Raw genomic sequence first — 19872 nt, 5'->3', positions numbered from 1 at the left:
CGATTACCTTGCAGCTTTGCAACCGCTAAGCGACGATTCCGAGTCGCAACTTATGGGGACTTCGATGAACTTCAGGATGATGTCAGCGCTCGGCGCTGCGCTGCTGCTTGCCGCTTGCGGGAGCAGCGGATCCGATACCGGCGGAAACATGGCGGCGAACGACATGTCGCAGCTCTCCGGCACGGGCGCCGACAGCGTGACCGGCACCGGGCTCGACAACGGCGTCCAGAGCGCCAGCATGGGCCCGGGCAGTGCCGGGGAATTCGAGACCCAGATCGGCAATACGATCCACTTCGACACCGACAGCTACTCGCTGAATGCCGAGGCACAGGGCATCCTGCAGAAGCAGGCGGCCTGGCTGCAGAAATACCCGCAGCACATGGTGACGATCGAGGGCCATGCCGACGAGCGCGGCACCCGCGAATACAACCTGGCTTTGGGCGATCGGCGTGCGACCACGGTGCTGAACTACCTGGTGGCGCTCGGGGTCGATAAATCGCGGCTTTCGGAAGTCTCCTACGGCAAGGAGAAGCCGGTCTGCCCGGACGCCTCCGACAGCTGCTGGGCCGAAAACCGCCGCGGCGTCACCGCGCTCAGCAACTAACCACCCCCAACCGAAAGATCGCCCCGATGCTGCGACAACATCGCGCTCGGCGAGCGCCGGGCGCAAGCCGTGATCCGCTATCTCGCGGCTCTCGGCGTCGATCCCGGACGCCTGAACACGATCAGCTACGGCAAGGAGCGACCGGTCTGCTCCGAGGCGGAGGAGGCTTGCTGGAGCCAGAACCGGCGGGCCGTCACGACGCTCGATCAATAGAAGCGCGCTTTCCTCATCCCGCCGACGAGATAACCCTGTCTTGACGGGGCGCGGCGGACTTGCCACTTTCATCCCGTTACACGTCTTCAGGGCGGGGTGAAACTCCCCACCGGCGGTAAGGGTTCTTAAGAATCCGAGCCCGCGAGCGCCGCGATCCTCGGATCGCGGGTCAGCAGATCAGGTGACGCATCTCCCGATGCCAGTCCTGGGCCGACGGTTAAAGTCCGGATGGAAGAAGACGCAACGTCCGATGAGCGATTCCGCGCGCGGAATCCGTCTTGTCAGGCGTTCGCCCTGAAACGTTTGTCGCAACCTGTTGAAGTGCGAGGAGCGTTTCACAATGACCATTCTTCTCAACCAGCGCATCGATGCCGCCATTGCCGCCATGCGATCGGGCATCCCGGTCGTCATGCTGGACGACCATGACCGCGAGAACGAGGCCGATCTTGTCCTCGCCGCCGAGACCCTGACCCGCGATGTGATGGCGCGGATGATCCATGACGGCAGCGGCATTGTCTGCCTCTGCCTCGACGACGAGACAGTGCGGCGGCTGGACTTGCCGCCGATGGTGGCGCGCAACGAATGCAAGAACGGCACGGCCTTCACCGTCTCGATCGACGCGCGGCACGGCATCAGCACCGGCGTTTCCGCCGCCGACCGGCTGGTCACGGTGCGCGCCGCGGTCTCGGAACGCGCGACGCCCGCCGACCTCATCCGCCCCGGCCATATCTTTCCGCTGCGCGCCAATCCCGGCGGCGTTCTGACGCGGCGCGGCCATACCGAGGGCTCGGTCGATCTCGCGCGGCTCGCCGGGCTGAAACCGGCCGCGGTCATCTGCGAGCTGATGACCAAGGACGGTGAAATGCTGCGCAGCAAAGCTGCAAAAAGCTATGCCCGCCGCCACGGCTTCCCGGTGCTCACCATCGCCGAGCTGGTCGCCTATCGGACGGAAGTGGAACGCGCCGCCGCCTGACCGCCCCGGCGCGGCAAAGCGCCGCGTTTGGAGTCCGCCAGGCGGATTTGTCCTAAGTTTGACTAAACGCAAATCGCCCGCACCGCTTCGCCGCTAAGGATTTCAGTCGCAGGCTGCTCAGCCATGTTTGCGACGGCCAGCATCGGAAAATCCTTTCGCGAGGCGAGATCATGAAACGTTGGATGATGGCCAGTGCACTGCTGGCCGGTCTTTTCACTTACGGCCTGGGGCTCGCGGCCGAAGCGGCCTCGCCAGCGAAGCCGCTTTTCGCCGGCATGAAGAATGAGAACGACAGCGACGTCCAGCATGTCCGCGACGCGCTGACCGGCTTCAGCGGCGCCAACAAGCGCTGGCCCGCCAATCTCGACGAGCTCGTCGCTTTCGCGCAGCAATACCGGCTGCCGCTCGACCTCACCGTGTTCGACCGCGCCAACTACTCCGTGCAGGACCAGGGCGGGGCCTCGGTCGCCGTCTTCGAGTTCGTCATGAAGGGCTCGCCCACCAAGGGCGCCTTCGCCATCGCCAACTACAGCGTGAAGAAGTGAGGGCCCGGCCATGAAGAGAATCGATTTCCGCACCGCCAGCTTTGCAACGATTGCGCTGCTCTCCGCGGCGGCCCTCGGCGGCTGCGCGCCGCCGCCGCAAGAACAATTCTCGATGATGCCGCCCCCCTCCATTCCGGAACCGTCGCAGATGCCGGAGCCGACCGAACCCGGCGTCGCCGGCGGCACCACGGAGCTCCCGGCACCGCCGCCAGCACCCTATGACGCCGACCATGTCGGCGAAGAAATCAGCTCGGCGGTCAGCAGCACGCCGCGGACCACGATCTACACCAACGTGCTCAACGGGTCGGGCGGCAGCTGCGTCGACGCGGCGACCACCCGCGGCCGCGCCATCGCCGACAAGCTGCAAACCATGCAGAACAATGGGCAGATTCCCGCCGACCACACGATCGAGGTCCATACCTACAGCGGCTATCGGGTGCCGGGCATCGACTACGGTAGCCTGCACACCTACACCGTTACGCAGATCAAAGGACCCGACGGTAGGGTCAAGGACACCTGGACCTCCGACAACTATCTCGGCCCCAACAGCACCACGCATCACACCGGCGATGGCGGCTACAGCGACTGGAGCGATCCGATGACCAGTCCGGTTCCACCGACCAACGCACCGACGACGACGCCGACCAAGAAGCCGCGCACCGGCGGCGGCAGCGGGGGTGGCGGCGGCGGGGGTGGCGGTGGTGGCGGCGGCGGGGGTGAGGGCTGAGGAGGTCATCATGAGGCGCAGCTTTTCACGGCGGATTGCATTGAAGAGCGCGCTGGCAGCACTCGGCGCGATCGCGACAGCAGGCCCGCTGCAGCGCGCGGCACAAGCCGGCGTCGATACCCGGCGCCGGCTGTTCGTGCCCGGCTACCGCACCGAGCTCGCCCGCCAAGGCGACACCTTGCTGGTCGACCTGCCCGAGGTCAGCAAGGTCCCGGCCGGCTGGACCGAGAACCGTACCGCGCTCAACATGTTCGACCTTTCGGAGCCCGGCGCCGAACCCAAGCGCGCCGTGTTCCCGGTCCGCGGCCACGGCCTGCAGGTGCTGCGCCCGCTCGGCGTCGGCATCTTCTCCGGCATGGAGCATGACACCGTCGTCGGCTTCGATCTGGAAAGCCTCGACATGACGGCGCTGGTTCGCCCGGTTCGGGAAGGCTGGCGCTTCGGCGGCCATCCGGCGGTGATGCCGGACGGCAAGCACGTCGCCATCGCCGAGCGCCATCCGGCCGACCCGAAGAGCGGCGATCGCGCCAGCGATATCGCACGGCTGGCGGGACGCATCGTCATCCGCGACGCGGTCACCCTCGCGCCGGTCGGCGAACTGCCGGGCCACGGCATTCGCCCGCACGAGATCCAGATCACCGAAGACGGGCGCCACATGGTGGTGGCGAATTACGGCAGCACCGCGGTCGCCGGCTCCTCGGACGACAATCCCGATCTGCCGGACCCGATCGCACCGGGCATCGCCGTCATCGAGATCGCCAGCGGCAAGCTGCTGTCCTGGATCGATGGGACGGATCCGACCGCCGAGCTCCGGCATCTATGCGGCAAGCGGCTGGATCGCATCTTCGCGGTAACCGCGAAGATGGCTTGGGCCGATTCCCCGGAAGCGGCAGGCCTCGAACCGGACCCGAGCGCCGAGCATGGATTCGAATATCTCGCTTCGCGGCCGGTTCGCGTCGTCGATGGTCAGGCCGAGCCGCTGCTCTCGGACAACCTGCCGATGACCCGGCATGGACTTTCCGTGCTCTACGACGCGACGGCTGATGAAATCCTGATGACCTTTCCGGCCACGCACCGCATCGCGCTGTTCGACGGGGCGACCGGCGCCGTCAAGAAGGTCATCCGGACCGACCAGCATGGGCTGCGCTGGCCCTGCGGCGTCGCGCTCTCACCGGACGGTGCCTCCTGGCATGTGACCGGCTATTGGAACGGCCTGATGAAGCTCCAGGCGGGCACCCATCTCATCGACAGCGTCACGCCGCTGCCGAAATGGTGGGGCCACAGCCACACGGTGATCGGCTAGCCGGCGGCGCTTCGCCCTTCCATTCCGCGGCCAATCGCGCCAGAGTCGCCGCTCCTTATTGCAGCCAGGAGTAAAGCGATGAAGGCGAATGCCATCCGCATCCATGAAACGGGCGGACCCGAGGTCATGCGCTGGGAAGAGGTCGAGGTGCCGCCGGCAGGTCCCGGCGAGGTCACGATCAAGAACCATGCCTGCGGCCTCAACTTCATCGACACCTATCAGCGGAGCGGCCTTTATCCGCTCACCATGCCGAGCGGTCTCGGCCTGGAAGGCGCCGGCGTGGTCGAGGCGATCGGGCCCGGCGTCACCGAGTTCAAGCCCGGCGATCGGGTCGCCTATTGCTCGGCGCCGAACGGCGCCTATGCGACCTACCGCAACTATCCCGCAGAGCGCCTGATCAAGCTTCCGGATTCGGTCGATTTCCAGACCGCCGCCGGCATGATGCTGCAGGGCATGACGGTCGAGTTCCTGCTCCGCCGCACCTATCCGGTGAAGGCGGGCGACTTCGTGCTGTTCCATGCCGCCGCCGGCGGCGTCGGCACCATCGCGATGCAGTGGCTCGCCAGCCTGGGCGCGGTCACCATCGGCACCGCAGGATCGCCGGAGAAATGCGCCATCGCCAAATCGCTGGGTGCGACCCACGTCATCAACTACCGCAGCGAAGACTGGGTGAAGCGGGTCAAGGAGATCACCGACGGCAAGGGCGTCCACGTGGTCTATGACGGCGTCGGCAAGGACACCTTCCTGCCCTCGCTCGATTGCCTGCGGATGCGCGGCATGATGGTGACCTTCGGCAACGCCTCTGGCCCGGTGCCGGAAATCCCGCCGCTGTTGCTCTCGCAGAAGGGCTCGCTGTTCCTGACCCGGCCGACCCTGTTCCACTATATCGCCAGCCGCGCCGATCTCGAGCTCTCAGCCAGCGCCTTGTTCGACGTGGTCAACCGCGGCGTGGTGAAGATCCAGATCGGCCACCGCTATCCGCTGAAGGACGCGGCGGAGGCACATCGCGATCTGCAGGCCAGGAAGACGACCGGCGCGACGATCCTGCTGCCGTAACGCTTACGCCGCGCGGGCCAGCGCCGGCGCTGGGAAGGTCACGCTGGCGGTGGTGCCCTGGCCGGGCTTGCTGGCGAGCGCCAGCGTGCCGCCGTTGAGCTCGGCCAGCGACTTCGAGATCGCCAGTCCGAGACCCCAGCCGATCTGTGTCCTGGACTGGCTGTTCTCGATCTGGCCGAAGGGCTGCAGCGCGCGTTCGAGATCGCCGGCGGCGATGCCGATGCCGCTGTCCTTGACCCAGATGCAGAGCTGGCCGTCCTGGGTGCGATGCGCGCCCAAGGTCACACTGCCGCCGGGCTCGGTGAACTTCACCGCATTGCCGAGGAAGTTCAGCACGATCTGCTTCAGATGCTTGCGATCGACGAATAACCGCGGCAGCTCGCCGTCGAGATCGCCCAGCAGCGCGAGCCCGCGTTCCGCGGCGCGCTGCTGCATCATGCCGATGCAGGCGTTGCCGAGCTCATGGACATCGACCGATTGCGGCACCGGCGTCATCTTGCCGTTCTCGATCCGGGCGATGTCCAGCACGCCGTCGATCAGGCCGAGCAGATGCCGCCCAGCGCCGACCACGTCAGCTGCGTAGTTCCGGTAGCGCGGCTCGCCCAGCGGGCCGAAGGCCTCCAGCGCCATGATCTCGGAGAAGCCGATGATGGCGTTCAGCGGCGTGCGCAATTCATGACTCATATGGGCGAGGAATTCCGTCTTGGCCCGGTTGGCGACCTCGGCCCGGAGCTTCGCGGCGGAGAGCTCGTGCGCGACATACCAGAGCCGGCGGCGGTGCCGGATCAGCACCGCGACCAGGATCAGCAGCGAGAGCAGCACCGCCGCGGTGATCCCGGCCAGCAGGCCGAAATCAACCTCGATCCGGCCGCGCTCGGCATTCACCGTCTGCAGGCCTTGCTGATAGCTGGCGAGCGCAATGCGGCGCACCGAGCCTTCGGTTGCGCGCAAGATGGAATAGATCTCCGGCGCCGCGGCGCTCAACGAGCCCGTGGCCGCGACCAGGCCGGTGATCTCGCCGTCGAGCGTCGCGATCCGCCTCAGCTCGATCTTGAACATCTCGTCCTGCGGGAGCTGCGCACGCGCGTCGCCCGCGCTCACCACATGGACCCAGGTCTGGAAGGAATTCCAGCGGTCGGCGAGCTCCTGCGGATCGTCATGCCCGGCGAGCGAGGCGGCGACCGAGGCCTCGAACCGCGTGTAATGCGTCTCGAGCTGGGTTCCCATCCAGGTGATGTTGTAATGCGGCGCGTTACGGAGAGAGTCGAGGCGATCCACGGCCCGGCTGCCGATCCAGCCGGCGGCAATCACCATGGCAGCGATCCCGATCGCGATCAGGACATCACGCAAGATGCCGCGGCGCCGGCTCAACATGGCGCTGCGGGCGGCCGGCATGCCGCTGAAGGTAGTGCGTCCGCTCATGCTCATTGCACGGTCAACCGGTTCAATTGCCAGACGCTGCGCGAGAAGTAGAGATCCTTCTGCAGCCCGGAATGTTCGGAATAGGGATAGATGATCCAGAGCGGGCCCTTGTCGTCCTCCGGCAAGGGCTTGCCGTCGACCGCGTAGGCGACAATGACGTCGTAGTCCCGGACGTCCTCCATCGGGATCTTGACCTTATAGTCGTCGACCGCGTCGGCGATGATGCTTTGGCCTTCGGCCCCCAGCCGCTCCAGCAGGTCGCGGATCTTCACGCCCTCGTAGAGATTCTCGCCATCGGTCCAAGGCGTCATGGTGGTGATACGCGTGACAGGCAGAGCCTTCAGCGCCGCCAGGTCGAAGGCGGCGGGCTGGCCGCCGGAAACATTGCCATCGATCACCAGAATCGTGCCGGCCGGCGTCGCGGCTTGCGCCATGACGCTCGAACCACCGGGCCAACCGATTGTCGCGACGCCGATCCCCATCAGCATCCCGGCGCACACGCCGCGAAACAGAACGCGCGGTCTCATGCCGTCCAACCCCAAACAAAGCCGCAATTAAAGCGAGTTTGCTCAGGGATTAATTGAAGCGACGTTAACGAAAATGGGAACGGCGCTGAGAAGATATTCCGGCGCTGCGCAGGCCGCGCGTCAGCGCGTCAGCAGCACCGCGGCTTCGGCGGGGAAGGTGAGCCAGACCGGGCGGCCGATGGTCTCGACATCCTCGAGGCTGCGGTCGACATTCTGGTGCGCCACGGCGATGGGACGCTCGCTGCCTGGCACCGAGATGTAGAAGTGGCTGCGGTCGCCGAAATAAGCCTGGGCGTTGACCTTGCCCGCCACCGCATTGGCATTGCCCGCCGGCCGGTCCCAGGCGAGCCGCAGCTTCTCCGGCCGCACCGCGATCGAGACCGCGGCCCCCAAGGGTGGCGGCGTACCCTCAAGCATCGCATTCAACGAACCCAAAGGCCCGGCATCGACCACGGCACGGCCGCCGGCCGCATCGCGCAGGGTGCCCGGGAAGAAGTTCATCGAGCCGATGAACTCGGCGACCTCGCGGCAGTTCGGTGCTTCGTAGAGCCGCGTCGCGCTTTCGATCTGCAGCGCCCTGCCGCGCGACATGACCGCGATACGGTCGGAGAGCGCCAGCGCCTCCTCCTGGTCGTGGGTCACGAAGACGAAGGTGATGCCGACGCTGCGCTGCAGCTGCCGGAGCTCGATCTGCATTTCCTCGCGGAGCTTCTTGTCCAAGGCGCCCAGGGGTTCGTCCAGCAGCAGAACCTTCGGCTGGCAGACCAGCGCGCGGGCCAAGGCCACGCGCTGGCGTTGGCCGCCGGAGAGCTGATTGCTGGCGCGGCCGCCATAGCCTTCCATCTTGATCAGCGCCAGGGCTTCCTCGACCCGCTTCGCCATGTCGGATTTCGAAAAGCCGCGCTTCCGGAGCCCGAAGGCGATGTTTTCCGCGACATTGAGATGCGGAAAGATCGCGTAATTCTGAAACACCATGTTGGTCGGGCGGCTGTAGGCCGGCACGCCCGCCATCTGCTGGCCGTCGATCAAGAGATCGCCGGCGGTCGGCTGCTCGAAGCCGGCCAACATCCTGAGCAAGGTGGTCTTGCCGCAGCCCGACGGCCCCAGCAGGGAGAAGAACTCGCCGCGCCGGATGTCGAAGCTGATGTCATCGACCGCCTTGACCGGGCCGAAGCTCTTCGAGAGATGCCGCAGCGAGATGATGGCGTCGGTCTTGACTTCAGGCATTGCTACAACCCGCTCGGTTTTTCGGACTGGACGCCGCGGCGCCGCAGGACCTCGGATACGACGACGACGATGGTGGAGATGATCAGGATGCTGCTGCCGAGTGCCAAGGTGATCGGCAGGCGCTGCGGAAAGCGCAGCATGCTCCAGAGATAGATCGGCAGAGTCTGGTCGATCCCGGAAAGGAAGAAGGCCAGGACATATTCGTCGAAGGACGTGGTGAAAGACATCAGCAGGCTGGAGATGACGCCCGGCATGGCGAGCGGGAAGGTCACCCGCCAGAAAGTCATCCAGCCGTTCTCGCCGAGATCCTGGGCCGCTTCCTCCAGATTCTTGTCGAAGCCTTCGAGCCGCGAGATCAGCACCAGCATCGAGAAGGGCGTGCAGAGCAGGATGTGCCCGGCGGCGACGCACCAGAGCGAGAGTTCGATGTCGAAGACCTGGCGCACCAGCACCAGCAAGGCCACCCCGAGGATGATGCTGGGGATGACCAGCGGCAGCATGATCGTGCCCACCACCGGCCCCTTGCCCGGCAGGCGATATCGCGTCACCGCCATGGCGGCAAGCAGGCCGAGCGCAGTGCTGACGATCGCCACCCAGAAGCCGACGGTGATGCTGTTCCAGACCGCGGCCTGCAACTTGGTGTCATCGGCCAGCTGCGCATAGGCCTTCAGGGTGAAGCCCTTCAGCGGGAAGATGGCGAAGATGTTGTCGTTGAAGGAGAACAGCGGCAGCAGCAGGACCGGCGCGTAGAGGAAGACGACGAAGCCGAGCCCGTAGAAGGTCAGGAAGTCCCACCGTCTTGTCATTGGGGATGATGCCGGGTCATTCGCTCAGGCCCCTCGCTGCTGCATCTTGCGATAGCCCACCGCCCAGAGGAACAGACAGACGATGATGGTCACGATCAGCATGACCACCGCCGAGAGTGCGGCGCCGAGCGGCCCGTCATTGCGCTGGCCGAACAGGGATTGGATCGTGTTGCCGACCATGACGCCGGTCGGGCCGCCGACCAGGCTCGGCGTCACGTAATCACCGACCGTCGGGATGAAGACCAGCAGCGTGCTGGCGATCACCCCCGGCAGCGAAAGCGGCAGGGTCACGCGCAGGAAGCGCTCCCAGGGCCGGTAGCCGAGATCGGTCGCGGCTTCCAGCAGCGAGCGGTCGATCTTCTCCAGGCTCACGTAGATCGGCAGGATCGCATAGGCGACCCAAGCATGGGCCAGGGTGATCACCACCGAGAGCGGATTGTAGAGCAGGAACTCGAGCGGTTTGTCTATGATCCCAACCCAGATCAGGAAGCTGTTGATGACGCCGTTGAAGCCCAGGATGATCTTCCAGGCGAAGACGCGAAGCAGATAGCTGGTCCAGAACGGAATCGTGATCACGATCAACCAGAGCATCTTGTGCCGGGTCACCCTGAAGGCCAGGAAATAGGCCATCGGGTAGGCGATCAGAATCACCGCCACGGTCGCGGCGAAGGAGAGCGCCAACGACTTGACGATCACGATCGCGTAGGCCGGGTTTTCGAGCGGGAAGGGAATGCCCGACCACCAGGTCACCTTGTCCGACGGGGCGATCAGCGCCCAGTAGTTCTTCAAGGTGAAGGTCGGGTCGAGCTCGAAGCCGTGCTGGCTCCAGAAACTGCGCAGCAGCAGCGAGGCCAAGGGCGCGATCAGCAGCCCGACCATCAGCAGGATGGTCGGCGCCATTAACAAGTAGCCGCGGACCCATTCCAGCCGCTGCAGCAAACCAATATTGGTCCGGGTACCCGCCGATCCCTTTGGGGGATTCGGTGCCGGCAATTCTACACTGGTCTCAGCCATCCACCTGCCCTGTGGCCCGCTCTCTTAACGACGCGGGTTCGGTTCCCAATGCAGCTCTTCCGGCCGCCGGATTTGAAAATCGGGTCCGAAACTTCATTGACAGCGATTTACGCGCGGATGTCAAATTGAAGAATTGAAGAAGCATTCAAAAAGAAAGCGGCAACAGGGCAAATCAAGGCAACAGGAGACGATTATGAACAAGCTGAAATTCATCGACCGGATGGCACAGGGCAAGGTTTCCCGGCGCGACATGATGCGGGGGGCCGCGGCCTTCGGCGTCGGCATGGTGATGCTGCCGCGGATCGGCCAGGCGGAAGAAGTACTCACCTGCATGGAGTGGAGCGGCTACGACGTCGACAATCTCTTCTCCTCCTATGTGACGAAGCACGGCAAGGCGCCGAACTTCTCGATCTTCGCCAACGAGGAAGAGGCGCTGCAGAAGGTGCGCGGCGGCTTCAACGCCGACATCATGCATCCCTGCACTTATTCGGTCTTCCGCTTCACCGACGCCAAGATCGCCGAGCCGATCGACACCTCCAAGCTCTCGAACTGGAAGGACGTCTTCCCCGCCCTGCAGAAGGCACCCGGCGTCGTGGTCGACGGCAACGTAGTGATGACGCCCTGCGACTGGGGCAACTCGTCGATCTGCTATCGGCCGGACCTGGTCGATGCCGATTTCAACAAGGACCCGAGCTGGTCGATCTTCACCGATGACAAGTATGCCGGCCGTGTCGCCATGACCGACGACTACGTCGTGACCCAGATCGCCGGCCTGTTGCTCGGCTACGGCCCAAAGAAGATCTTCGAGATGACCGACGCGGACCTCGAGGCAACCAAGCCGCTGGTCGAGAAGGTGGTGAAGAACGCGCGTTTCCTGTGGAAGGACCCGACCGAAATCAACCAGGCGCTGGCTTCCGGCGAAATCGTCGCGGCCTATGCCTGGAACGAGACGCCGAAGACCCTGCGCGAGCAGGGCATCCAGGCGGCCTACGCGGTGCCGAAGGAAGGCATCTTCACCTGGCTCTGCGGCCTGACCCTGCTCTCGACCGGCAAGGCCAGCAAGGAAGCCGCCTACGACTTCCTCGACGCCTGGCTGTCGCCGGAAACCGGCGTGCGGCTGATCGAGGATTTCAGCTACGGCCACAGCAACCGGAAGGCCTTCGAGATGGCGAAGCCCGAGGCGGTCGCCGCCATCGGCATCACCGACCCGGAGAAAGCCCTGAACTCCGGCATCATGCTGCAGAAGGTCGATGCCGACAAATACACCAAGGTCTGGGAAGAAGTGAAAACGATGAAGTAGACGCGAACCTTCGGATCGCGTTGCAGTTGGGGCGGCGGAGCGATCCGCCGCCCTCTTTCATGATGAGACTGCAGCGCGCCTTCGCCAGCGCAGGCTCGCCGCACCGAGTCCGCCAACCGCGGTCATGAACAGCAACATCGCCCCTGGAATCGGCGTCGTGGCGATGGTGGAAGACGAGGCCAGAGTCAAGACCGGCGCCACCTCGCTGCGGGCAAAGATGCCTGCTGGAGCTCCGCCGAACGAGATGGCAACGACGCCGCGCGGCGTTCCGCCATTGCACAATGGTGCCACTGCCGCCCCGACGCAGACCGTGCTTGTCGCGGTCGAGAACAATCCTATCGGCAGCGGAGACTGGAAGGCGAGCGTGCTGCCGCTGGTGTCCCCGACCAGAAACGAGAAGTAATCCGGCAGGCCCGCATAGCTGCCGAAGGCAAGGCCCGGCAGGCCTCCCGGCGCGTAATCGAAGGTCAAGTGAAAGTCGGTGAGAGTGGTCAGGCTGATATGGCCGGTAGCATCGGCAGCGCCGGTGAACCCGCCGGTGAGCTTGGTGGGATAGAGGTAGCCGGCGCCCAGCGAGTAGTTGAAATCCTCGCTGAAGCTGTAGGTATAGATCGTCGAAGCTTCGGCGCCCCCTGTCATAGTCCAGAACAGCGCCAGTGCGACCAAGAGCCTCCGCAAACCACGCCCCGCCATGTCTCCTCCCCGGATCGACAGCATCGATTGCAGCCAAGCCTAATCAGGAGATCGATGCCGTTGGGGCATGGTTTGAAGATTCGGAGCTTTACCGGATCGGCGCTGCCCCGCTCGCTCCAGGGCGATGCAATCGATGCATGCCAGGCATCATGCCTCTTGGTGGCGCGGCCAGACTCTATTCCCACTTCCCGAACCAGCCGGTGATGTCGAAATAGACTTCGCGGGTTTCGCCACCGCGGCTGACCTCGATCATGTCGTAGACCCGGCCATTCTCGTTGAGCAGATGCTGGTTTCCACTCCGCCAGCCCGGCATGTGGTCGCGAATCCACCTATACTCCGCGCGCACACCCTCGATCTCGTTCTTCGCCTCGATCACGATCGCGGATTCCAGGGAGGATCCGGCGCCACCGGTGTTGGTGCCAGCACCATCGCTTGCCGCACAGGCGGCAAGCGACAGGACCAGCAGGATCGAGACGATCCATCGCGATATGCACGTCATTGCAGCAGCCCCACTTGCGGTCGAACACCCCGCAAGCAGCTTAGCCGAAAATCGCGGCGGGACTGGGGCCGAAACGTGGCTTATGCGGCGGCGTCGAAGCGCAGACGGGCCTCGGTGCCGTGGCCGGGCTGGCTGGTCAGCTCGAACTCGCCGCCGTTCAATTCGGTGAGGGACTTCGCGATCGGCAGGCCCAGGCCCAGGCCCTCATGCTGGAAGACCAGATGGTTGCGCACCTGGTTGAAGGGCACCAGCACGCTGTTGAGGTCGGCGGCGGGGATGCCGGGACCGTCATCCTTGACCCAGATCTCCAGCTTGCCGGCATCGCCACGGCGGGCACCCAGTTCGACATGGCAGCCGTTGGGGCCGAATTTCACCGCATTCTCCAGCAGCTGCAGCAGGATCTTGCGGAGGTGCTCGGGATCCACCCGCACCCGCGGCAGATCCTCCGGCACCACGTTGGCGATCTCGACGGCACCGTTGCGGGTCTGGTTCTGCATCGCGGTGACGCAGCTGCGCGCCAGCTCGTCCAGCGCCACCAGTTCCTGGGTCACCGGCACGCTGCCGGATTCGATCCGCGACACATCGAGCACGGAATCCACCAGCCCCAGCAGATTGCGGCCGGAGGCATGGATGCCGGTGGCGTAGTCCTTGTAGCGCGGATGGCCGACCGGGCCGAACATCTCGGTCTGCATCACCTCGGCAAAGCCGATGATCGCGTTCAACGGCGTCCTGAGCTCGTGACTCATGCGGGCGAGGAAGCTGGTCTTGGCGGCATTGGCCTGGTCGGCGGCGGTGAGCGCGCGCTGCAGGTCGCCCGCCATCGCGTGAAGCCGCCGCCGCTGCGCCAGGATGACGACCTGGTTGGCGCAGAGCAGCAGCAGCAATCCGCCCAGCGCAAAGGCCAGCAACTGGATCTTGTCCACCAGGGCGCCACGGCGGCGCTCGACCAGCTGGCCCCAATACTGGTCGCCCATCACCGCCAGCCGCCGGATCGGCACGGCGAGCGCGGTGGCCGGCGCTTCCAGCACGTCGGCCGATTGCACGAGGTTGCCGTTGCGGACCCGCACATAGGCTTCCATCTCGGCGATGCCAGCCTTGACCTCCTTGAAGGTCGGCGCGAAATCCGGTTGGCGGGCATCGAGGTCCGGGGTGATCGCGGCATCCAGCGGATCGACCCGGCTCAGGAAATTGTCCCAGCGCCGCTGCAGCAGCAGCCGCTGCGGGTTGCCCGCCTTGGCCTCGGCCAGAAGGTGCTGGAGCTTTACCAGCTGCACTTCGAGCTGGCTTGCATTCCAGCCGACATTGTCGAGCTCGTTGGCGCGCAAAGTATTGATGCTGACCGCCACTTCCTTGGCCGACCACAGCACCAGGGCCGCCAGCAGCACCAGGCCGGCGATGAAGATCTTGCGCCAGTGGTGCAGGATGAGCGGCGGTGCATGCATTCAGCGCACCGTCATCGCATAGAGGTTCCAGGCTGCGCGCTGGTAATAGGTCTCAGACTGGGTCTCCTTCCGGGCGCTGAACGGATAGAGGATCCAGAGCGGACCGCGGTCCGAGGGCAGCATCGGCTTGCCGTCGAACAGGTAGACCACCAGCGCGCCGTGCTTCTTGCCATCATCCACCGGCAGGTCGACCGAATAGTCGTTGAGGGCATAGGCCGTGACCGTCTTGCCGGTGGCGCCGACCGCCGCCATCAGGACCTCGAGCGGCACGCCGGTGAAACTATGCCTGCCCTTGGTCCAGGGCGTCTCGGTCACCAGCACGCGCGCCGGCAGGGTCTTGAGCAGCTCGAGGTCGAAATAGGCACCGCCATCGCCATTGCCATTGGCGATCGCGCCGTTGATGGTGAGGATGATTTCGCCGCCATACGGCTTGGGCAGCGGCTCGGCGCCGGCGGAAAAGGCCAGCAACAGGGCGCCGCCGACTGCAATCGCAGCGATCCGGCCCCTGAGCTTTCGCCCCGCCGTGCCCCCCTTCGCCAACCGCATCCGCAGCATCCCCGGTCCAGTCGCGCCGCCGCCGCAAGTCCGCCCAAAGAGGTAGCGCGACCACCCGCGACCAGCAAGCAATGCCAGGATCGGTGAGACAGCGTTAATTTGTCATGAACAGCCCCGCGCCTGATGTCGATCAAGCGCGGGGCTCGTCATAAGCGCCGAACCGGGTGGTTCGTCGCGCCGCTGGGGGGTTTCCCTATTGGTTCATCGACTGGAAGAAGTCCGAATTGGTCTTCGAATGCTTCAGTTTGTCGATCAGGAATTCCATCGCATCGGTGACGCCCATCGGCATCAGGATGCGGCGCAGCACCCACATCTTGGAGAGAGTGCCCTTGTCCACCAGCAGCTCTTCCTTGCGGGTGCCGGACTTTGTGATGTCGATCGAGGGGAAGGTCCGCTTGTCGGAGAGCTTGCGGTCCAGGATGATTTCCGAGTTACCGGTGCCCTTGAACTCTTCGAAGATGACCTCGTCCATGCGGCTGCCGGTATCGATGAGCGCGGTCGCGATGATGGTCAGGCTGCCGCCTTCCTCGATGTTGCGCGCGGCACCGAAGAAGCGCTTCGGGCGTTGCAGCGCGTTGGCATCGACACCGCCGGTCAGCACCTTGCCCGATGACGGGACCACGGTGTTGTAGGCGCGGGCGAGGCGGGTGATCGAATCCAGCAGGATGACCACGTCGCGCTTGTGCTCGACCAAGCGCTTGGCCTTCTCGATCACCATTTCCGCAACCTGGACGTGGCGCACCGCCGGCTCGTCGAAGGTGGAGGAGACGACTTCGCCCTTCACCGAACGGGCCATGTCGGTGACTTCTTCCGGCCGCTCGTCGATCAGGAGCACGATCAGGTAGCATTCCGGGTGATTGGCGGCGATCGAATGCGCGATGTTCTGCAGCATCACCGTCTTGCCGGTCCGCGGCGGCGCCACGATCAGCGCGCGCTGGCCTTTGCCGATCGGGCAGATGAGATCGATGATCCGCGCGGTGATGTCCACCTTCTGGGTATCGTGGGATTCGCGCGACCCGCGCAGCTTGCCCTTGGAGAGCTCCATGCGCTTGCCGGGCTCGACCTTGATCGCCGGCGCCTCTTCCTCGCGCTTGGGCATCTCGACATCGCCCTTGCCCTCGAGCTCCATGTTGAAGCGCTCGTCGGGATAGAGCGGCGTCAGGTTGTCGAAGTTGATGCGGTGTCGGAGCTTGTCCGGGTCGTCGAAATTGATCTTGTTGACCTTCAGCAGGGCGAAGTAGCGCTCGCCATCTTTCGGCGCCCGGATCTGGCCTTCCACCGTGTCGCCGGTGCGCAGCCCGAAGCGGCGCACCTGGCTGGGGGAGACATAGATATCGTCGGGGCCGGGGAGGTAATTGGCCTCGGGGCTGCGCAGGAAGCCGAACCCATCTTGCAGGATTTCCAGCACGCCGTCGCCGAAGATGGCGGTGTCGTTCTCCGCGAGCTGCTTCAGGATCGCGAACATCATGTCCTGGCGCCTGAGCGCGCTCGCGTTCTCGATTTGCAGGCTCTCGGCAAACTCCAGCAGCTCGGCGGGGGTCTTGCGCTTCAGTTCTTGGAGATTCATGTGGTTTCGGTAGGTCTTTGGTTCTTGTGGGGAAAACGCGCGGAAAGGGGGGCAGTTTCTGGGGAGTGGGACGCGGCGCGACCGATTCCGGTTCGCCCGATCCTGAAAGAGTGCCGGGTTTGATGACCGGTCTTCTGAAGGCCGCGTCCTGGACGGGTCCGGTCCCTCGCTCAAAGCCCAGGTCTTAGGGCCAGACTCACGGATTATATCGTGGGGGAGCGAGGAACGATTGGTCCTGCCAGGGTGCTACCCATGGCGATACCGGAGTGACCATGCAAAGTCAAATGGCAATTTCGTGCGCGGTTTCAAGGGGCATAGCGCCGGGAGTTCTGATTGCTTGGAAGGGCGGCGGCCGGCGAATGTCTGGCTGGCCGTCATACAATCGGCCGTGCCCCTAGCGTCCGGCGGCAGCGCCGCCTTCGGTGATCTTGCCGACCGGGTTCGGCTTTCGCGTCAAAACGGCTTCACCACTGCAAGGATCACGATCCCGATCATGAGCAGGGTCGGGACCTCGTTCATGAAGCGGTAGAAGCGCTCGGAGTGAATGTTGGCGTCCCTGGCAAAGGCGCGGCGCCAGCGTGCCAGGGCGGCGTGGATCAGCTGCATGCCGATCAGCAGTACGACCTTGGCGTGGAACCAGCCCTCCAGCCAATGATCCCCCTGCCAGGCCAGCGACAGCCCCAGGAGCCAGGCTGCGATCATCGCCGGGTTGATGATGGCGCGCAGCAGCCGGCGCTCCATCACCTTGAAGGTCTCGCTGAGCGCGGCGGCTCCAGCCCCGCCTTTCTGCAGAGCCTGCGCGTGGTAGACGAACAGCCGCGGCAGATAGAGCATGCCCGCCATCCAGGCGATCACGGCGATGACGTGCAGCGCCAGCAGCCAGTTGTACAGCATCGTCTACAGCCCCTGTTGCTGGCAGGCGCAGCGCGGCCAGTCGGCACAGACCTGAGCGCCCGAACCCGGTTGAACGCGTTTCGGGTCGTTCAAGGCATTGCGCACCAGCTGCCCCAGGCCGGCGATGAAATCCGGCTCCTCCGAAACGGTCGGCGCGCGCTCATAGGCGACCGCTCCGCGCCTCTCGGCGAGGTGACGATATTCGATATCCAGCTCGACCAAAGTTTCCGAATGCTCGGAGACGAAGGCAATCGGCACCACGATCACCGCCTTGCCGGCCGCTGCCGCTTCCTCGATCGAATGATCGGTCGGCGGGCCAACCCATTCCAGCGGGCCAACCCGGCTCTGGAAGGCCACCATCCATTCCGGCGCCGCAAGGCCGAGCTTGTCCACCACCGCATGCACCGTCGCCGAGACTTGCGCGACATACGGGTCGCCGCGATCGACGATCTTCTTCGGCAGGCCATGGGCGGAAAAGATCACTTTGACCGGCGCCGCAGTCTTGGCTTTCGCCCGCGCGATCGCCGCGGCAGTGACCTTGGCCACCGCTGCGACGAAGCCCGGCTCCGAGGGATAGCAGCAGATCAGCTTCTGCGGCGCCTCGAGTCCCAGCTTCCTGGCCGCGTCGCGCCAGACCCGGTTCGAGGATTCCGTCGTCGTGGTCGAGAATTGCGGATAGAGCGGCAGCAGGATGACCTCGTCCGGCGCAAAGGCTTTCACCGCCGCCGCCGCCGCCTCGGTCAGCGGATGCCAATAGCGCATAGCGATGAACACCCGCACCTCGCCGAGATCACCCAAAGTCGCCTGCAAGGCCGCCGCTTGGCGCTCGGTGTTGGGCAGGATCGGCGAGCGGCCACCCATCGCCTGGTAGATCGCGGTCGCCGCCTTGGCCCGCCGGCTGGAGATCAGCTTCGCCAGAGGCCAGCGCAGGATGCCGGGCAGGTCGATGATGTTGCGGTCGTTGAACAGGTTGAACAGGAAGGGCTGCACCGCCGCCGGATTGTCCGGCCCGCCGAGATTAAACAGCACGACCGCGATGCGCCGGTTGCTGCTCATCGCGCGCTGCGGACCGTTTCGATCAGCTCGGCGACATGCTCCGGCGGCGTCTCCGGCACGCAGCCATGACCGAGGTTGAACACCAGCGGACCCTGGCCCAGCGCGTCGAGAATCCGGTGGATCGCCTGGCGCATGCCGTCGCCGCCCACCACCAGCCAGCGCGGGTCAAGATTGCCCTGGACCACTGTCTTGCTCTGGATCACATCGTGCGCCCAGGCGGGATCGATATGCTGGTCGAGACTGATGGCGTTGCCGATCCCGGCCTCGGCGAAATCGCGATAGCCGGTCGCGACCCCACGCGGGAAGACGATCACCGGCACATTCGGCGCCGTCCGCTTCAGCCGCGCCACGATCGCCCGGATCGGCTCCAGCGACCAGCGTCGCATTCCCGCACTATCCAGCGCCCCGGCCCAGGAATCGAAGATCTGCAGTGCCTCGGCTCCGGCCGCGACCTGGGCTTCCAGATGCGTCGCCACCGCATCCACCAGCAGGTCGGTCAGCTTCTGGAAGCTCTCCGGCCGGCCATAGGCCCAGAGCTTGGCCTTGGCGAAGTCGCGGCTCGAACCGCCTTCGATCATGTAGCTGGCCAGCGTCCAGGGCGCGCCGGCAAAGCCGATCAGGGCCCGGTCCTTCGGCAGCTCTTCTCTCAGGCGCCGCAAAGTCTCGTAGACCGGCGCCAAGGCTTCGACCATACGTCCGGTTTCGAAGCGGTTGAGCTCGTCCGCGCCCGCGATCGGGTCCAGCAGCGGGCCGACACCCTCCTCGAACCAGACCTTCTGCCCGAGGCCATGGGGCACCACCAGGATGTCCGAGAACAGGATTGCGGCGTCGAGGTCATAGCGCCGGATCGGCTGCAAGGTCGCCTCGACCGCCAGCTCCGGCGTGTAGCAGAAATCCAGGAAGTCTTTAGCCTTCTGCCTGAGCGCCCGGTATTCCGGCAGATAGCGCCCGGCCTGGCGCATCAGCCAGATCGGGGTCCGGTCGGTTTTGCGACCATGCAAAGTATCGATCAAAACCTTTGGCAGTGCTTTGGGCTGGGTCATCTCGGCAGGACCAGGGAGAACTCCGTCCCTCCTACTCTTACACTTAAAGAGAATCTAGAGAGGTAGATGAAGTAGATGTGCGGTGAATCGTCGTAATCCCCGGTCTTCTATCTCATGCCCGCAATTCCTGCGGATGGAATCGCAGACCGGCGAGACCTGATCCGAAGGATAACACCGGGTGAATCCGCAAGACGCCAGGAGGACGAATAACGGGGAAAACCGGGATGAAATCGGTCGCCGTGACGATCCCCGGGATTCACGTGATTCAAGATGTCACCCGTGCCGGGGGTTGATCCTGGAGATGGGCAATGCCATGACTGGGGACAACCCATGAAGGTGCATAAACTGGGCTTTTGTCCCAGGGTTGTCGGGGAGTTATCCCGGGTTTGTGCACCGGGTTGACCCG

The 19872-nt window shown here is 64.8% G+C and carries 21 protein-coding genes and 1 riboswitch; of the genes, 8 read left to right on the top strand and 13 right to left on the bottom strand.

Annotation, left to right across the window (positions count from 1 at the left end):
- Positions 1-64: 64 nt before the first annotated feature.
- The 7 genes from pal to ACYQ4T_RS16345 all read left to right on the top strand — a co-directional run bounded on the left by pal (position 65) and on the right by ACYQ4T_RS16345 (position 5421).
- The gene (gene pal / locus ACYQ4T_RS16375; RefSeq protein WP_459856224.1) at positions 65-604 is read left to right on the top strand and encodes a peptidoglycan-associated lipoprotein Pal; all 540 of its coding nucleotides are present in this window, start codon (positions 65-67) and stop codon (positions 602-604) included.
- A 39-nt stretch (positions 605-643) separates the two neighbouring features.
- Entirely contained in the window at positions 644-817 is a 174-nt protein-coding gene (locus ACYQ4T_RS16370) for an OmpA family protein (protein ID WP_459858030.1), read from the top strand.
- A 78-nt stretch (positions 818-895) separates the two neighbouring features.
- Positions 896-1061: riboswitch (FMN riboswitch) on the top strand.
- 96 nt (positions 1062-1157) lie between these two features.
- Positions 1158-1790 (top strand): 3,4-dihydroxy-2-butanone-4-phosphate synthase, encoded by a 633-nt coding sequence (gene ribB / locus ACYQ4T_RS16365; protein ID WP_459856222.1) that lies wholly within the window; start codon positions 1158-1160, stop codon positions 1788-1790.
- A gap of 170 nt (positions 1791-1960) precedes the next feature.
- Entirely contained in the window at positions 1961-2335 is a 375-nt protein-coding gene (locus ACYQ4T_RS16360; RefSeq protein WP_459856220.1) for a hypothetical protein, read from the top strand.
- A gap of 10 nt (positions 2336-2345) precedes the next feature.
- Positions 2346-3062, top strand: a complete 717-nt coding sequence (locus ACYQ4T_RS16355) for a hypothetical protein (RefSeq protein ID WP_459856218.1) — start codon at positions 2346-2348, stop codon at positions 3060-3062.
- Between the two features lie 10 nt (positions 3063-3072).
- Positions 3073-4365 (top strand): DUF1513 domain-containing protein, encoded by a 1293-nt coding sequence (locus ACYQ4T_RS16350; protein ID WP_459856215.1) that lies wholly within the window; start codon positions 3073-3075, stop codon positions 4363-4365.
- A gap of 78 nt (positions 4366-4443) precedes the next feature.
- Positions 4444-5421 (top strand): quinone oxidoreductase family protein, encoded by a 978-nt coding sequence (locus tag ACYQ4T_RS16345; protein ID WP_459856213.1) that lies wholly within the window; start codon positions 4444-4446, stop codon positions 5419-5421.
- 3 nt (positions 5422-5424) lie between these two features.
- Here the strand turns inward: ACYQ4T_RS16345 and ACYQ4T_RS16340 are convergent, their stop codons facing one another.
- The 5 genes from ACYQ4T_RS16340 to ACYQ4T_RS16320 form a co-directional block, all read right to left on the bottom strand.
- Positions 5425-6843: a sensor histidine kinase gene (locus tag ACYQ4T_RS16340; protein ID WP_459856210.1), complete on the bottom strand. Its 1419-nt coding sequence runs from the start codon at positions 6841-6843 to the stop codon at positions 5425-5427.
- A gap of 2 nt (positions 6844-6845) precedes the next feature.
- The gene (locus ACYQ4T_RS16335; RefSeq protein WP_459856208.1) at positions 6846-7370 is read right to left on the bottom strand and encodes a putative pterin-binding protein; all 525 of its coding nucleotides are present in this window, start codon (positions 7368-7370) and stop codon (positions 6846-6848) included.
- A gap of 120 nt (positions 7371-7490) precedes the next feature.
- On the bottom strand, positions 7491-8597 hold the full coding sequence (locus ACYQ4T_RS16330; protein WP_459856206.1) for an ABC transporter ATP-binding protein: 1107 nt from the start codon (positions 8595-8597) through the stop codon (positions 7491-7493).
- Between the two features lie 2 nt (positions 8598-8599).
- A complete protein-coding gene (locus tag ACYQ4T_RS16325) occupies positions 8600-9403 on the bottom strand; it encodes an ABC transporter permease (RefSeq protein WP_459856203.1) in 804 nt (267 codons plus the stop codon).
- A 24-nt stretch (positions 9404-9427) separates the two neighbouring features.
- On the bottom strand, positions 9428-10303 hold the full coding sequence (locus ACYQ4T_RS16320) for an ABC transporter permease (RefSeq protein ID WP_459856200.1): 876 nt from the start codon (positions 10301-10303) through the stop codon (positions 9428-9430).
- A gap of 307 nt (positions 10304-10610) precedes the next feature.
- Between ACYQ4T_RS16320 and ACYQ4T_RS16315 the strand changes: the two genes are divergently transcribed.
- On the top strand, positions 10611-11717 hold the full coding sequence (locus ACYQ4T_RS16315; protein WP_459856197.1) for an ABC transporter substrate-binding protein: 1107 nt from the start codon (positions 10611-10613) through the stop codon (positions 11715-11717).
- Positions 11718-11774: 57 nt separating this feature from the next.
- On the opposite strand, the gene ACYQ4T_RS16310 is transcribed toward ACYQ4T_RS16315, so the two are convergent.
- The 8 genes from ACYQ4T_RS16310 to hemE form a co-directional block, all read right to left on the bottom strand.
- On the bottom strand, positions 11775-12383 hold the full coding sequence (locus ACYQ4T_RS16310) for a hypothetical protein (protein WP_459856195.1): 609 nt from the start codon (positions 12381-12383) through the stop codon (positions 11775-11777).
- A 202-nt stretch (positions 12384-12585) separates the two neighbouring features.
- Complete coding sequence (locus ACYQ4T_RS16305) at positions 12586-12909, bottom strand: hypothetical protein (RefSeq protein WP_459856192.1); 324 nt, start codon at positions 12907-12909, stop codon at positions 12586-12588.
- Between the two features lie 80 nt (positions 12910-12989).
- Entirely contained in the window at positions 12990-14351 is a 1362-nt protein-coding gene (locus tag ACYQ4T_RS16300; protein ID WP_459856189.1) for a sensor histidine kinase, read from the bottom strand.
- Positions 14352-14897, bottom strand: coding sequence for a putative pterin-binding protein (locus ACYQ4T_RS16295; protein WP_459856187.1), 546 nt, complete (start codon positions 14895-14897; stop codon positions 14352-14354).
- 202 nt (positions 14898-15099) lie between these two features.
- Positions 15100-16473: a transcription termination factor Rho gene (gene rho, locus ACYQ4T_RS16290; RefSeq protein ID WP_459856183.1), complete on the bottom strand. Its 1374-nt coding sequence runs from the start codon at positions 16471-16473 to the stop codon at positions 15100-15102.
- 453 nt (positions 16474-16926) lie between these two features.
- Entirely contained in the window at positions 16927-17367 is a 441-nt protein-coding gene (gene hemJ / locus ACYQ4T_RS16285) for a protoporphyrinogen oxidase HemJ (protein ID WP_459856181.1), read from the bottom strand.
- Positions 17368-17370: 3 nt separating this feature from the next.
- A complete protein-coding gene (gene hemH, locus ACYQ4T_RS16280) occupies positions 17371-18423 on the bottom strand; it encodes a ferrochelatase (RefSeq protein WP_459856178.1) in 1053 nt (350 codons plus the stop codon).
- On the bottom strand, positions 18420-19466 hold the full coding sequence (hemE, locus tag ACYQ4T_RS16275) for a uroporphyrinogen decarboxylase (protein ID WP_459856176.1): 1047 nt from the start codon (positions 19464-19466) through the stop codon (positions 18420-18422). Before hemE ends, hemH begins: the two co-directional genes overlap by 4 nt.
- Between the last annotated feature and the right edge of the window lie 406 nt (positions 19467-19872).

The sequence above is a fragment of the Dongia sp. agr-C8 genome (assembly GCF_054658695.1).
The sequence above is the reverse complement of the archived record's forward strand: the minus strand, read 5'-3'. Positions and strand labels throughout refer to the sequence as shown.